This is a genomic window from Lentibacillus amyloliquefaciens (genome assembly GCF_001307805.1).
Classification (GTDB): domain Bacteria; phylum Bacillota; class Bacilli; order Bacillales; family Amphibacillaceae; genus Lentibacillus; species Lentibacillus amyloliquefaciens.
The window spans coordinates 1,218,393-1,233,714 of the sequence record NZ_CP013862.1; the positions used below are offsets into that span (position 1 = coordinate 1,218,393).

A 15,322-nucleotide genomic window follows, 5' to 3' on the forward strand; every position below is an offset into this window, starting at 1 on the left:
CTTTCTTCTACTGATTTCAAAGAAGCAGCTTCATGGGCGACCTTCCAGAATCATTATCCCGGGAAATTCCCACCGGCATTCCCTCTCTTTTAGAGTAATGACTCTGTACTCCTCCCAATCATCGCTTATAGAGGCTGTTCAAAAAGTCCGGTAACAATGACACGTCGAATTTCTTCGTTGCCTTGTTATCCTCCTTTTTGAACACGCATTTATAGATATTGATGTTATTTTACCGTTTTATCCTAACAAAATCAACACCTACGATAAGAATGGCACAAAACAGACTGCAATATTCATACAATAGTGTAAAGTGAAACTTCATTCAGAGGAATTGGCTTTTATTCCTCTGAATGTTAATTGAACAGAATCGGGCATTTACTGGCAGTTATACTCCCACATCCTGCTTTGTTTTCACTTTCAGCCCTGAAGTGGGGTATTATCGCCAGTTATATGCAGAAAAAAATAAATGAGGTGAATGTGACATGTCCCGTTATTACCGTTACCGGCTGCCACCATGGGCCAAAAAATGCATTATCATCATTGAAAAAGTTACCCTGCCAATATTAATTTTTCAATTAATCCGCACTTTACTATTTCCCACTTCCCTTGACGTTTTTTTGCTTGGGATTCTGGCCGGTTTATTCATTGCATTTTATCTGGAATGGATTTAAGAATTTGAGTCCTCAACGGATTCCTCAAAATCCTGAGTATCTTTTACAAGGTTATTCCATTTGAGCCCAAGTACCAATTGCCGAAAAGCAGATTCCAGCATCCGGGTACGCTTTAGCATTGATGGATGATCAGGTTGTTCCAAATAATTGTCAATAAGTGATATGTAATAAAATGGATCGAGTAAGTAAATCGAAAGCAAATGATGTTGACTGTCCGTTAATGCATTTATATCGCTATAGGCCGAGAACAATTCTGCCAATTGTTCAGGTGATTGGTCATAAAAACGCGCCTGGCTGTGAAGCAGTTGGGACAAATCGGTTACAGCTGTGCCATATCGCGCACTTTCCCAATTTATCAAATAAGTGTGCCGGGTGTTCAGAAAATGGGTTAACTTCAAATTGCCATGGCAGAGGCAATTATACCATATGGGGTCATTTTCCAGCTCTTTCATAAAACGATCAATGTGAAAATCCAGTTCATTCAGAACAGATACAAGAACATGATAGTGCGTACACACTTGCAGCTCAAATGGTGACATAAAACGATTCTGCTCGAAAAGCTGAACATAGTTAAATAATTTAAGCTTCAATTGAGCACAATTATCCCGATAATTACGGAAAATGTTTCCTGCAGTTTCTATATCAACAGTTATCTGCTGGCTTGTTTTTGCATGAATGCTTCCGATGACTTCATAAGCATTGACAATTTTCTGTTCATGATTTGGCTGATCTTCTGCTATCCAAGGTGTCAGGTAATAATACTTATCGTCCATCTCAGCGTAAAAATTAGACTGACCGGTTAAATAGACCGGTAAAATAGTTGTTAAATGAAACGCATGTGCATGATGATAAATTTGTTCCCACGAAGCAATTGCAGATTTTGTAAGTCTGCTTTCTTTAAGTGCATATGTATAGCGGCCATCCCACACTTTGCAGACACGGTTTGATATTGGTGTGATTTTTAACGGTTTCACGCCATAAGCCTTCATTATCTTCTTTGTCGCTTGCATGCTATCGTGTCACCTCCCCATACAACAATATTAAGACCGTAAAAGAAAGTATATACCCCTTACTGATTAAGCAAGGGGCTTTACATTTTATGGATTTACTTTTTTCGGGACATACAATATTTGCCCTTCTTCCACCCCCTCCTCAGCCAGTCGATTCTGTTTTAAGAGCTGGTGTGCAGAAGTATCATATCGTTCGGCAATGGATTCCAGTGTATCACTGTCCTGAACGATGCATAATCGCATTTTGGCGTATGTCTCTTCTTCGTCCCTGCTGAACATATCTGCCAAATAACGCACATCTTCCGGTGATGATGAACTGTCATCCTGGTAAGCTGTCTCCGTATACTCTACTAAGGACGGTTCTTCCCCGGAACTTTCACTGGACTCTCCTTCAGATGCAAATGTTTCTTCCCCGGAATTTTCTGTCTGTGCGGTCCCGAAAAACTCAGCGAGTGTTTGTGACTTTTTATTTTTTTCACGTTCTGTTTCAGAAATAGACTCTTCTTCATCCGATTGATTTGTACTCTTAGAAAAATCGTCAGGCTGTGTGGAAAAATCCGTTTCGCCTTGTTCTGCTTTATCCATTTTCATATCAAAAGCAAATGTTTCTTCTCCCCTGAGTGATAACGCAGGATCTTCCTTTTTATCTGTTTCATATGTGCCATTCTCTTCACTGATTCCGTTGATTTCAATTGTCGAAGTTAATTTAAGCTGATTCTTATTGGGCACCTCATAGTCAAAGAACTCGATTGCTACCGTTACGTCCTCCGTATCATTTATTCGATAAGCAGGTACAGAAATTTCAATCGGAAAACGGTGGCTAAATTCTGCCAGACCGTCTTCAAGGTTAACTACATTTTCAACATATCGCTTTGAATGATAATCTTCAAAACCAATATCCGCGTCATTTTCCTGTGAAGAGGCATCATGACGATAAGTACCATTGAGTTCGACAACACCTCTTATGTCGATATAATTATTAAAAGGATGTATGGAGATATTCGGATCCAACGAAATTCCCGTCATTTCACCAACTTCCTGTCCTTTTTCAAAAAAGAGTGATTCGTCCAGCTCAAAACGAAATGTTTCCTGATGATTATCCAAATGATATTCCTCCCTTCAGCATATATTCCAAATACTTATACGTCTCAGTTCAACTATATGACAGACAAGTGGATGATATGCCCTTCTGGAGGGTATTCTTTCCCGATTGAATAGGGAGAATAAAGACTAAGAACAAAGGTTCCTGTTGCAATGCTTTGTAACCTGCTTCATGCAGGCCGGAACATACAAAAACAAACCTGCCCGAAATGGTTATTTTATATTCCGCACCGCAATTATCACATTCAACTGGTCTATATACCTAACCCCAAAATGCATTCCAGTTGAATGGCATATGGCAGTTTTGACATCTTTGCAATAATATGAACACCACCTTGTATTCCATAATTTGGCCTAATCCGGAAAAGCACCTTCTTATTCCAGATAGGCACTCGTTTGCGTAATAAGGTATAGACTGATTATATACGTTTACTTACTCGCTCTTTATCATTACAAAAGCAGCATAAATCATTGTTATCACAAGAAGGAAAGCTGGCCCGATCAGCGGCTGTGTTAAGTTCCCAATAGGTGCTATTAAGGAAAATGATAAAACATATACTATTATAAAAACAGCGTACTAAATTTTGTGTGATTTAGTACGCTCAATAAAATGTGATTTTAATTTTTTTCCATCGTAAATGAACTAGTTACGGAAATGGGAATAGCTTTAACTTCTGCTTCTCTGTTTGTTCTGCTTTGAGACAGATTTTACTTCTCTATTTTCGAAAATGCTTTACGTACCGCTTGGATTGTTCGCTCAATGTCTTCATCGGTATGCGCTGTTGATAAGAACACACCTTCAAATTGGGACGGCGGCAGAAAGATGCCTTCTTCAATCATAGCTCTGTAATATTGTGCAAAATAATCAACATTGGCATTTTGAGCCGTTTCGAAGTTGATGACAGGTTCATTTGTAAAGAAAAAGCCGACCATAGATCCAGCCCGATTTATCTGAAGCGGGATGTCATAATCAATAGCTGCCTGTTTATAGCCTTCAACTAACTTGTCCACTTTTTCATTAATTGCTTCATAAGAAGATTCATCCAACGCATTTAATGTTTCAAATCCGGCTGTCATAGCAAGCGGATTGCCTGACAATGTTCCAGCCTGATAGATGGATCCGGTCGGTGCAACACTTTCAATAATCTCACGCTTTCCGCCATAGGCACCTACAGGCAAACCGCCACCGATAACTTTACCAAGACACGTTATATCCGGTGTTACACCAAAATAGCCCTGGGCACACTGATAACCGACGCGGAATCCCGTCATCACTTCATCAAAAATTAAGAGAGCCCCATTTTCTGTTGTAATGGTTCTTAAATCCTGCAGGAAATCTTCTGTAGGCGGTACAACACCCATATTGCCGGAAACAGGCTCAGCAATGACAGCAGCAATATCATCCCCATACTCTGAAAAGACATAACGTACACTTTCTATGTCATTATAAGGAACGGTAATCGTGTTTTGGGCAATCGACTCCGGCACTCCCGGACTATCAGGCAACCCGAGTGTGGCAACACCTGAACCTGCTTTAATAAGCAACGAGTCTCCATGGCCATGGTAATTGCCTTCAAACTTCAGAATTTTACTTCGTCCGGTATAACCACGGGCAACCCGCAAAGCGCTCATTGTTGCTTCTGTTCCGGAGTTGACCATTCGAAGCATCTCGATTGATGGCACACGATCAATTACGAGTTCAGCTAGTTTATTTTCCTGAATAGTCGATGTGCCAAAACTTGTTCCTTTTTCCGTTGCTTCCTTAAGCCCGGAAACAACGCGTTCATCAGCATGTCCCAAGATGAGCGGGCCCCAGCTTAATACATAATCAATATATTCATTGCCATCAATATCGGTGATTTTGGAGCCTTTTCCTTCCTCCATAAAAATCGGTGTCATATCAACAGATTTAAATGCTCTTACAGGTGAATTGACGCCCCCGGGCATTAAATCCACTGCTTTCTCATATGCTGCTTTAGATTTCTCAAAATTTTGCATGATTCATCACCTCAACTTGAAAGATTATTCCGCATGTAACTGGCACCATTCCTCCATATTATAAGAGACGACTGCCAGGCGGCTGATACAGTTCTCTCGAAAAGCGATTTCCACTGATCGAATTCTCATACTACCCTTGAAGCCATTTTGCCACATCTTTAGCAAAATACGACATAATCAAATCCGCCCCTGAACGTTTCATCGCTGTCAATTTTTCAAGCACCAATTCCTTTTCATCAATCCAGCCATTCATGGCAGCAGCTTTCACCATCGAATACTCACCGCTGACATTATAAGCAACAACCGGAGCATTAAAATTATTCCGGACATCACGGACGATATCCAAAAAGGACAGCGCTGGTTTAACAATCAAGAAGTCTGCCCCTTCTTCAATATCCGATTCTGCTTCACGTAAAGCTTCCCTGCGGTTTGACGGATCCATCTGATATGTTTTCCGGTCACCAAACTGTGGCGTGCTGTCCGCTGCATCACGGAACGGGCCATAAAATGCCGAGGCATATTTTACAGCATATGACATAATCGGGATATTTTGGTGTCCTGCTTCATCCAGTGCCTGGCGGATAACCGCGACAAATCCATCCATCATATTGGAAGGCGCAATGATGTCGGCACCTGCGTCAGCCTGTGATACAGCTGTTTTTGCCAGTAGTTTCAAGGATTCATCATTATCGACATCGTGGTTATGAATGACACCGCAATGACCATGTGATGTATATTCACAGAGACATGTATCAGCAACCACGAGCATGCCGGGTACTTCTTTTTTGATTAGCCTGGTCGCCTGCTGAACAATGCCATCATCCACAAACGCACCGCTTCCCTGTTCATCTTTCTCATTGGGAACCCCAAACAGCATGACCGCTTTAATACCCAGTGATTGCAGCTCTTCCATCTCTGCTTTGACATGATCAAGCGAAATCTGATAGATACCGGGCATTGAAGAGACTTCACTTTTTATGTTTTCCCCTTCAATGATAAAAAGCGGATAAATAAAATCGTCTATTCTTAAATGATTCTCACGGACGAGTGAACGCATGGCTGATGAAGATCGCAGCCGGCGATGCCGCTTAAATTCCCATTCGTTTGTCATCACAATCTATCCTTTCTGTTTAAAAAATTCTTCCAGTTTCACAAGCATACCATCAATCGTAAATTCTTCCGGAATCAACAGATTATCCAGACCCAGCTCAGTAGCGCGCTCCGCGGTCGTTGTTCCAATACAGACAATTGGCAGTCCTGGATTTATATCTGCTTCCTTCATATCCACAAAAGCGTTGACACAAGAGGGGCTTGTAAACGTTATGGCATCAAGATCATTTTGTGCCAGTTTAGTATTCAAGTTATCTTTCATAGCATAATGGTGACCTGTCCTATAAACTTCCAGTGATTGATATTGAACGCCGAGACCCTCTAGCCAGCGTGGAAGCGTGTCCCGGGACCAATTCCCTCTGACAAGAAGAACAGGCTCTTCTAAGTGATCATAATCATTAAAAAAATCATTCGTCATACTTTCAGCATTATATATGCCCGGCACGAAATCTGCTTGATAGCCGTAACTTTCCAGCGCCCATCCTGTTTTCCGTCCAACGGCAGCAAATTTGGCTTCAGAAAATATATCTCGATTCAAACCATTGTTCTGCATTAAACGGAAAAAGCAATGAACACCGTTAGCACTGGTGAAAAACAACCATTTATATGGGTTTTCCTTTTGTATCAGGCCTGCAAAACCTTGATCGTGATGACATGTTATGTTCAGAAGCGGAACCTGCTCCGGTACTCCCTTACGCTGTACAACCTTAGTTGCTAATTCCTCAGCCTGGTTCTTCTCACGCGTGATTAATATTTTTTTGCACTCAAGTGGTGAAGCCATTAAATGTCAAGCTCCTCTTTAACCGCTTCAACAATTTCCTTTGCTCCCCTGCCGATGAGTTTTTGGGCAGCTTCTGTTCCGACTTCTTCCGGCTCCTTGCCGCGTACAACTTCTTTCAGCAATGTTTTTCCATCAGTTGTTCCGACAAAAGCTGTCATGGTGATCTCTTCGCCTTTCAGTTGAGCGTATCCTCCAATTGGCACTGAACAGCTGCCTTCAAGCAGATTCAGAAACGTCCGCTCTGCTGTAACCGTTTTAGTTGTATCAGGGTCGCTTATACGAGCCAATAATTCACGCAGCTCATGATCATCTTCACGGCATTCAATCGCTAAAGCGCCTTGCCCGACTGAAGGCACGCAGACTTCAGGCTCCAAATATTCAGTGATTAGCTCTTCACTTAGCCCGACACGTTTCAGCCCGGAAACCGCCAATATGATGGCATCGTAGTCTTCTTCATGCAATTTGCGGATGCGTGACTCAATATTTCCGCGAATCCATTTAATCTCGACATCAGGCCGTTCAGCAAGGATTTGGGCCTTCCGCCGTAAACTGCTTGTGCCAACGATTGCTCCTGCTGGCAAATCCTTCAATGCCACATTATTTTCAGCGATATAGGCGTCCCGATGGTCTTCTCTGACAGGTATGGTCGTAATAACCAATCCTTCAGGCATTTCAGAAGGCATATCTTTCATGCTATGAACAGCCAAATCTATTTCCTTTTCATACATCGCTCTTTCAATCTCTTTTACAAATAGTGCTTTTCCGCCAACTTTCGATAAAGTGACATCAAGAATCTGGTCTCCGCGTGTCACAATTTTTTTCACTTCAAATTCATTATCGACACCGGCTTGTTTCAACTGCTCAATCACCCAGTCTGTCTGAGTTAATGCCAAATTGCTTTTTCGTGAACCTACTACGATATGACGCATCCGGATCTCTCCTTGATTTACGATTTTAATGTAAATGAAAATTGGATAAATTACTGAACAAAAAGAAATTAATTAATAAAATGAGAAATGCTGCCGAATTATATGTTGATATGGCCCTGCCTTGAAAGCCTTTCCCCAGTCTCAACAGCAAATATATCACATAAACACCAAGCACAAGTATTGACCCGATGGTTTTCAAATCGAACCAATAAAACTCGGCATTGGCGGCATAAGCCCAGGCGACACCAAGAGCTATCGCAATCGTCAAGAGTGGCACACCTGCTGTTACAGCTTTAAATGAAAATGAATCAAGCTGTTCCAAATCACCAATTCGCCGCATCCAACGAAATCCCTTTTTTTGTTTTAACAATCGATACTGAACAAGGTACATGAGTGAAAAAATAAGTGAAACTGTAAAAAAACCATATGAAACAATCGCCAGCGTAATATGTGCGATCAGCATTTCATGTACCAGTTCAATCCCATCAACCTGCATATGTTCTGTTGCCCGGTTGGAGATGGCTAATAACAATATGAAAAAAGCAAGTACATTTATTAAAAACAATACAAACTGCGCGCGAAAAAATTTATTGAGAATGAGTGAAAGCGTCACTAATACCCATGCATAAAATGAAAGACCATCATATAACGTTAAAACCGGAAAATTCTTCTCAACAAATACTTGCTGTAATAAAAAAACGGTTTGCAGAAACCAAACCATACTAAGTAACCAGAAGGCTGCTCGGTTTGCCTTCCGGTTTTGCTGTATAAAATCTATAAAGTAGCCCACAAGACTCAATCCGTAAATGGTCAATATGATTTCGTAAAGCCATTTTGCTTCATTCATAGCAAAGACCCTTTCTTATTGTGCCGGGACGTTTTTGACAACAGGCGCGGATACTTTGCCTTCTGTTTCTTTAGCTGAATGATGCGTTTTTGCTTGCCGCTGACGTTCTTCTTGAACAATCTCTTCTATACCAAAAATATCGATGAATTGCTGCAGTGCTTCTTCTTTATTATCGTTGCCAGCCAATTCTTTCGCTTCTGTAATAGGCTGTTTCAGAAGCTGATTAACAATACTTTTCGTATGTTTATTCAGAACTTTTTTCTCACGTGCTGTCAGGTCAGGCATTTTACGTTCAATGCTTTTCATTGTCTCTCCTTGGATAGTCAATGCTTTTTTGCGGAGCGCCGAGATTACAGGGACAACACCGAGTGTCTGCACCCAATCATTGAAGGCGGACATTTCTGCTTCAATCATAATTTCAATCTTTTCAGCCGCTTCTTTTCTTGCTTCAAGATTGTCATCAACGACGTTTTGGAGATCGTCAATATCATAAAGAAATACATTTTCCAATTCCGCAATGCCCGGGTCCAAATCTCTTGGCAACGCAATATCAACGAGAAACAGTGGTCTGCCTTTGCGCTTTTTCTGGATAGCTTGAACAGTCTCCTTTGTTAAAATGACTGAATCAGATCCTGTTGAACTCAGCAAAATATCTGCGTCGCAAAGCTGTTCATTCAATTGTTCAGCAGACTTTGCTTTACCTTTTAACGTATCAGCAAGTGACTGGGCTTTTGTCAAAGTCCGATTGACCACTGTAATGTTAGAAGCCCCTGAGCCATGGATATTCCTGGCAGCCAGTTCGCCCATTTTGCCGGCGCCATTTATAACAACATGCTTCTTCTCCAAATCGCCAAATACTTTCTTAGCTAGCTCAACAGCGGCATAACTGACAGATACAGCATGCTCTCCGATGGTCGTTTCTTTATGTGCTTTTTTGGCAAAAGTGATTGCCTGTTTGAACAATTCATTAAAGATCGTGCCGGTTGTATTATTTTCTTGAGCGGTTAAAAAGGCATATTTTACTTGCCCCAATATCTGAGTCTCACCCAGCACCATGGAATCCAAACCGGAAGCTACTCTGAATAAATGTTCTATCGTTGCATCACTTTCAGTTATATGCAAATATGGTGAAAGCTCTTCTTTATCAACGTTAAGCCATTCACTGAGAAAACGTTTGATATAGTAACGCCCTGTATGGACCTGGTCAGCAACTGCATAGACCTCTGTCCGGTTGCATGTGGATATAATCACATTTTCCAGGATGCTTTTTTGCTCACTTAGCTTAACCATAGCCTTATCAATCATCTCTTCAGAAATCATAAACCGTTCCCTGATTTCAAGAGGGGCTGATTTGTGATTAAATCCGACTTTAAGTAAATGCACTCTATCCTACCCCAAAACAAAACATCAATTAATAATTATTATAACATGGACAATCATTAACAATTATCTTAAAATGTGAACAGATTTTGAAACAAAAACCGATAATCAATCGTACTTCACTGTATGTTAATCCGTTTGTACTTTATCATACGCTTATAGAAGACGCAAGAAATCTGCCATTAAAGCAGAATTGAATGAAAGAAGGTGAAAAAATGAAACGTCAGCATTCCTTTGCAGCCTATATCCTAATCGGCATTGGTGTTTACTTTTTATTACGGGAGCTGAAAATTCCCATTATAACTGACTTTTTTTCATGGCCGACATTACTTATTATTATTGGGATTGCATTACTTATACATAGTTATACATCCAAAGATTATCAGCACCTGTTAAGCGGGACAATTGTGATGGGACTTGGGATCCACTTTCACGGCTTAAATCATTATAATTTCTGGATTGATCATTGGGCCGTTTATCCGCTGATCGCAGGTGTGGCATTTATCGTAAGAGCTTTAAGGACAAAACAGGGCATGCTTACCGGCATTTTGATCAGTGCTGTTTCCATTTTGCTGATTTTTTCCATACAATTGCCGGCAGCCTTTGACTGGATTTACGATTTAACATCACTGCTTGAACGATTCTGGCCACTTATATTAATCGGTATCGGAGTATATTGGCTCAAAAAGAAAAAGTAAAGCTTCATTTAACGTACTGAAAAATAATCCATCCCACGATGAGGGATGGATTATTTTTAAAAGAAAAGCATCTAAATAAACTGTCTAATCGCTTGCCAGGCGTCGTCTTTCCCTTCTCCTGTTTCGGCCGAGAAAGGAATGAGCACATCACCTGATTCAATATTTAACACCTGGTAAGCTTGCTTAATATGCTTAGAGCGTTTTCCTTTAGAGACTTTATCCAGCTTAGTTGCGATGACAATAATCGGAAGCTCATAATGTTTAAGAAAATCATACATCATAACATCATCGGACGTTGGCTCATGGCGGATATCTGTAATCATGACACACGCTTTCAACGTGTCACGCACTGCAAAGTATTCCTCCATCATGCGGCCCCATTTTTCCCGTTCCTTTTTAGACACTTTAGCATAGCCGTATCCGGGGACATCAACAAAATAAAACATGTCATTTATTTTATAAAAATTCAACGTTTGCGTTTTACCTGGCTTTGATGATGTTCTGGCCAGGTTTTTCCGCTGGATGAGATTATTGATAAATGATGATTTCCCGACATTTGAACGGCCGGCCAAGGCTATCTCAGGTAGCCGGTCGCTCGGATATTGCTTTTGACTAACCGCACTTATAACAATCTCTGCATTAGTTACTTTCATGTTTCTCCTCCGTCAATGCATATGATAACACCTGATCCAAATGGTTCACTTTAATAAAAGTCAGATCATCACGAACACTTTCAGGTATATCATCTATATCTTTTTCGTTTTCTTCCGGAATAATAATGGTCGTTAAACCTGCACGGTGTGCGCTTAATGATTTTTCTTTAAGACCGCCGATAGGCAAAACACGCCCGCGCAACGTTATTTCACCTGTCATACCAACTTCTTTTCTGACTTCTCTTTCGGTCAATGCCGAAACAAGTGCTGCCGCCATTGTTATACCGGCTGAAGGTCCATCTTTAGGTGTTGCACCCTCAGGAACATGAATATGAATATCATTCTTCTCATGAAAATCAGGATCGATGTTCAGTTCTTCCGCACGGGACCGAATATAACTGAAAGCAGCCTGGGCTGACTCCTGCATCACATCTCCAAGCTTTCCGGTAAGTGTCAGTTTACCTTTTCCGGGATAATGCGATACTTCAATTGGTAATGTATCACCGCCGGCTGCTGTATATGCCAAACCGGTGGCAGCTCCGATCTGATTTTCCTGTTCCATTTGGCCATATCGAAAATGAGGTTTACCAAGCAATTCTTCTATATTGTTGTTTGTCACAACGATACGCTTACGATCGTTGGAAATGATCATTTTTGCGGCTTTCCTGCAAAGATTGGCAAGCTGACGTTCAAGGTTACGCACACCAGCTTCTCGGGTATAGGTTCGAATCAAGGACATCAAAGCCTCATCACGAATCTGGAGATTGCTTTTTTTCAAGCCATTTTCTTTCAGTTGTTTCGGAAGCAGGTGCTCTTTGGCGATATGCAGCTTTTCCACTTCTGTATAGCCGGCTATGTTAATCAATTCCATACGGTCCAGCAATGGCCCCGGGATATTATTAACAAAGTTGGCTGTTGCGATAAAGAGCACATTGGATAAATCGTACGTTTCCTCAATATAATGATCGCTAAAATTGCTGTTTTGCTCAGGGTCCAATACTTCGAGCATAGCTGAAGATGGATCTCCGCGGAAATCACTGACCATTTTATCAACTTCATCAAGCAGAAAGACCGGATTGACCGTTTTTGCTTTCTTCATTCCTTGTATAATTCTGCCAGGCATCGCCCCTATATATGTGCGCCGATGCCCTCGGATTTCCGCTTCATCACGAATACCGCCCAGAGAAACACGGACAAAGTTCCGGTTAATAGAACGGGCTATTGAGTTCGCCAATGATGTTTTACCGACTCCCGGAGGCCCCACCAGACAGAGAATTGGTCCTTTAATTGATTGTGTCAGCTTCTGGACGGCAAGGTACTCCAATATCCGTTCCTTCACTTTATCCAGCCCATAGTGGTCTTCATCAAGTATATCGTGTGCTTTCTTAATTTCGATTGCATCTTCCGTTTTATCAGTCCAAGGAATGGCCAGAAGCCACTCGATATAGTTGCGGATAACTGAACTTTCAGCCGAGCTTTGCGGGACTTTTTCAAATCTGTTCAGTTCCTTCATGGCAACTTCTGTGACACGCTCAGGCATATCAGAAGCTTCAACCTTTTCTCTGAGCTCTTCCACCTCGCCGGATTTGCCTTCTTTATCACCAAGTTCTTTTTGAATTGCCTTCAACTGCTCACGCAAATAGTATTCTTTTTGTGTTTTTTCCATTGATGTCTTCACACGTTGACCAATTTTCTTTTCCAAATCCAGCACTTTCTTCTCGTTTGTAATGAGCTGTATCAAATGCTGCAGCCGTTCCTTCACATTTATCATTTCCAGCAGTTCTTGTTTGTCCTTTATTTTCAAAGATAAGTGTGATGTGACTATATCGGCCAGCCTGCTTGGTTCATCAATATCTGAAACAGTAGCTAATGTCTCCTTAGTAATTTTTTGTGAAACTTTTATGTACTGTTCAAATTGCTTCAGAAGTGATCGCATAAGGGCTTCTTCTTCATTTTGTTCACCATGTTCATCCTTCATTTTATAAACTTCTACAGTGAATTCATCATGATCATCGTCTATAAAACGAACGATTTCTCCCCGTTCCAAACCTTCTACCAGGACACGTATCGTCCCATTTGGAAGTTTCAACATCTGTTTAACATATGCAAGTGTCCCGGTCCGGTATATATCTTTCTCTTCAGGATCATCCAGGCTGACCTGTTTCTGGGCAGCAAGGAATATCGTCTGGTCTCCCATCATTGCTTTTTCAAGAGCTGCAACGGATTTATCGCGCCCGACATCAAGATGTAAAACCATCGATGGAAAAACGAGTATGCCGCGCAATGGCAGGAGGGGAAATTGTGTCGTTTCAGTCGTCATAGTATGTCTACCTCCATTATACTGGAATTGATATGTAAGATATTCTTTTAAAAATGCACAACAGGAAAGTAATGAGCTTATAAGTTCTTGAACAATCAGTTGAATAGCTTATTGCTTAAAGTCTATAGAAATCTTCCCTATTTGTAAATAATTAGAACTGGGAATTAGTATGACCTAACAGAACAGAACTACTCAAAATCAGACTTGGTTAAGGGGTCCTTTTTAAAAAATTGCTTTAAGAGGCCACTAAACAATATTGCAAAATAAAAAATGATATTAAACATAGAAAGAGACTGACATCAACCAGTCAGCCCCTTTTTGAAAAGCTTGTAAGAGGTGACCGACACATGTCAGCCCCTATGATGAAATAGTTTATATTTTGCCTATGCGCTTTCTTTAGGTATTTTTTCATTTTCATCAATTACCGTGCCATCATGGAAAACCAGCTTCGGTCTGCCTTTTTCATTCTTCACCGTTTCTTTTGTAATGATACATTTCTCAATATCGTCACGTGATGGCAGTTCGAACATAACATCGAGCATAAGACTTTCAATAATTGAACGTAAGCCGCGTGCACCGGTTTTTCGTTCAATGGCATTATTCGCAATACCCCTCAGCGCCTCGTCTTCAAATTCAAGCTCTACGTTATCAATTTCAAAGAGTTTTTCATATTGTTTAACAAGCGCGTTCTTCGGCTTTGTCAGTATTTCAACCAATGCGTCTTCATCCAATGGGGCAAGACTGCCTATAACCGGGATACGCCCAATGAATTCCGGTATCAGACCATACCGAAGCAGATCTTCAGGCAATACTTTCTGCAGCAATTCGCTCTGGTCCAGATCCTGTTCTGTATTATCAGAACCGAATCCGATCACTTTCTTGCCTAAGCGGCGTTTAATGATTTGATCAATGCCATCGAAGGCTCCACCGACAATGAACAGTACGTTGGTCGTGTCAATTTGGATGAATTCCTGATGCGGATGTTTACGCCCGCCTTGTGGGGGAACACTCGCAACGGTACCTTCCAATATTTTCAAGAGAGCTTGCTGTACACCCTCACCCGAAACATCACGCGTAATGGAAGGATTCTCTGATTTACGGGCTACTTTATCGATTTCATCGATATAAATAATCCCTTTTTCAGCTTTTTCCACATCATAATCCGCAGCCTGAATCAGCTTCAGCAAAATGTTTTCAACATCTTCACCGACATAACCCGCTTCTGTCAGGGACGTGGCATCAGCCATTGTAAATGGAACATTCAAGATTCTGGCAAGAGTTTGAGCCAGCAATGTTTTACCTGAGCCAGTCGGTCCCAGCATAGCAATGTTACTTTTTGCCACTTCAACACCATCGGAATTTTGCTGTGCCGCGTTAACCCGTTTATAGTGGTTATAAACCGCTACTGATAAGTTTTTCTTTGCTTCTTCCTGACCGATGACATAATCAGCAAGTGTCTCATTAATTTCTTTTGGCTTCGGAAGCTCTTCAAATTCTGTTGCTTCCTCTGTGCCAAGTTCTTCTTCCACTATTTCTGTGCAAAGTTCAATACATTCATCACATATATAAACGCCCGGACCGGCTACTAATTTGCGAACTTGATCCTGACTTTTTCCGCAGAATGAACATTTAAGTTGTCCCTTCTCTTCGTTAAATTTAAACATTACATTTCACTCCTAAAGTTTGCATACATTTTAACTTAAAGTCATCATATCAAATCAAAATGCGAAAACAAAATAATAACTCTTTTCAAGTCAATCTTTGTTTAAACTACTTAACCCAAAGAGGTCAAAGTATTATTTAGCGTGTATTGTTAAGCAAACA

The 15,322-nt window shown here is 41.0% G+C and carries 13 protein-coding genes and 1 other annotated feature (1 of these 14 running past the window's edge); of the genes, 2 read left to right on the plus strand and 11 right to left on the minus strand.

Annotated features, from left to right (window positions below):
• Positions 1-131: a binding site (T-box leader), on the minus strand; it reaches 95 nt to the left of the window's first position.
• Positions 132-482: 351 nt separating this feature from the next.
• Positions 483-671: a hypothetical protein gene (locus AOX59_RS06105; RefSeq protein WP_068443292.1), complete on the plus strand. Its 189-nt coding sequence runs from the start codon at positions 483-485 to the stop codon at positions 669-671.
• Here AOX59_RS06105 and AOX59_RS06110 read toward each other — a convergent pair.
• The 8 genes from AOX59_RS06110 to hemA all read right to left on the minus strand — a co-directional run bounded on the left by AOX59_RS06110 (position 668) and on the right by hemA (position 9,830).
• Positions 668-1,681 (minus strand): phosphotransferase, encoded by a 1,014-nt coding sequence (locus AOX59_RS06110; RefSeq protein ID WP_068443296.1) that lies wholly within the window; start codon positions 1,679-1,681, stop codon positions 668-670. The two genes, AOX59_RS06105 and AOX59_RS06110, sit on opposite strands and share 4 nt — an antisense overlap.
• An 87-nt stretch (positions 1,682-1,768) precedes the next feature.
• Positions 1,769-2,785 (minus strand): stage VI sporulation protein D, encoded by a 1,017-nt coding sequence (gene spoVID, locus AOX59_RS06115; protein ID WP_068443301.1) that lies wholly within the window; start codon positions 2,783-2,785, stop codon positions 1,769-1,771.
• A gap of 705 nt (positions 2,786-3,490) precedes the next feature.
• Positions 3,491-4,780, minus strand: coding sequence for a glutamate-1-semialdehyde 2,1-aminomutase (hemL, locus tag AOX59_RS06120; protein WP_068443304.1), 1,290 nt, complete (start codon positions 4,778-4,780; stop codon positions 3,491-3,493).
• Positions 4,781-4,910: 130 nt separating this feature from the next.
• The gene (gene hemB / locus AOX59_RS06125) at positions 4,911-5,891 is read right to left on the minus strand and encodes a porphobilinogen synthase (RefSeq protein ID WP_068443307.1); all 981 of its coding nucleotides are present in this window, start codon (positions 5,889-5,891) and stop codon (positions 4,911-4,913) included.
• Between the two features lie 6 nt (positions 5,892-5,897).
• Positions 5,898-6,671 carry a uroporphyrinogen-III synthase gene (locus tag AOX59_RS06130; protein WP_068443311.1) on the minus strand — a complete coding sequence of 258 codons (774 nt, stop codon included), beginning with the start codon at positions 6,669-6,671 and terminating at the stop codon, positions 5,898-5,900.
• Positions 6,671-7,600 carry a hydroxymethylbilane synthase gene (hemC, locus tag AOX59_RS06135; protein ID WP_068443315.1) on the minus strand — a complete coding sequence of 310 codons (930 nt, stop codon included), beginning with the start codon at positions 7,598-7,600 and terminating at the stop codon, positions 6,671-6,673. The genes AOX59_RS06130 and hemC overlap by 1 nt, the downstream gene beginning before the upstream one ends.
• A gap of 25 nt (positions 7,601-7,625) precedes the next feature.
• Positions 7,626-8,447 carry a cytochrome C assembly family protein gene (locus AOX59_RS06140; RefSeq protein ID WP_068443318.1) on the minus strand — a complete coding sequence of 274 codons (822 nt, stop codon included), beginning with the start codon at positions 8,445-8,447 and terminating at the stop codon, positions 7,626-7,628.
• A gap of 15 nt (positions 8,448-8,462) precedes the next feature.
• Positions 8,463-9,830, minus strand: a complete 1,368-nt coding sequence (gene hemA / locus AOX59_RS06145; protein ID WP_068443320.1) for a glutamyl-tRNA reductase — start codon at positions 9,828-9,830, stop codon at positions 8,463-8,465.
• Between the two features lie 194 nt (positions 9,831-10,024).
• Between hemA and AOX59_RS06150 the strand changes: the two genes are divergently transcribed.
• On the plus strand, positions 10,025-10,525 hold the full coding sequence (locus AOX59_RS06150) for a LiaI-LiaF-like domain-containing protein (RefSeq protein ID WP_335338780.1): 501 nt from the start codon (positions 10,025-10,027) through the stop codon (positions 10,523-10,525).
• A gap of 71 nt (positions 10,526-10,596) precedes the next feature.
• On the opposite strand, the gene yihA is transcribed toward AOX59_RS06150, so the two are convergent.
• From yihA to clpX, 3 genes are all read right to left on the minus strand, one after another.
• A complete protein-coding gene (gene yihA / locus AOX59_RS06155) occupies positions 10,597-11,178 on the minus strand; it encodes a ribosome biogenesis GTP-binding protein YihA/YsxC (protein ID WP_068443323.1) in 582 nt (193 codons plus the stop codon).
• The gene (lon, locus tag AOX59_RS06160; RefSeq protein WP_068443325.1) at positions 11,165-13,498 is read right to left on the minus strand and encodes an endopeptidase La; all 2,334 of its coding nucleotides are present in this window, start codon (positions 13,496-13,498) and stop codon (positions 11,165-11,167) included. Before lon ends, yihA begins: the two co-directional genes overlap by 14 nt.
• Positions 13,499-13,881: 383 nt before the next feature.
• Entirely contained in the window at positions 13,882-15,162 is a 1,281-nt protein-coding gene (clpX, locus tag AOX59_RS06165) for an ATP-dependent protease ATP-binding subunit ClpX (protein ID WP_068443328.1), read from the minus strand.
• Positions 15,163-15,322: the final 160 nt, after the last annotated feature.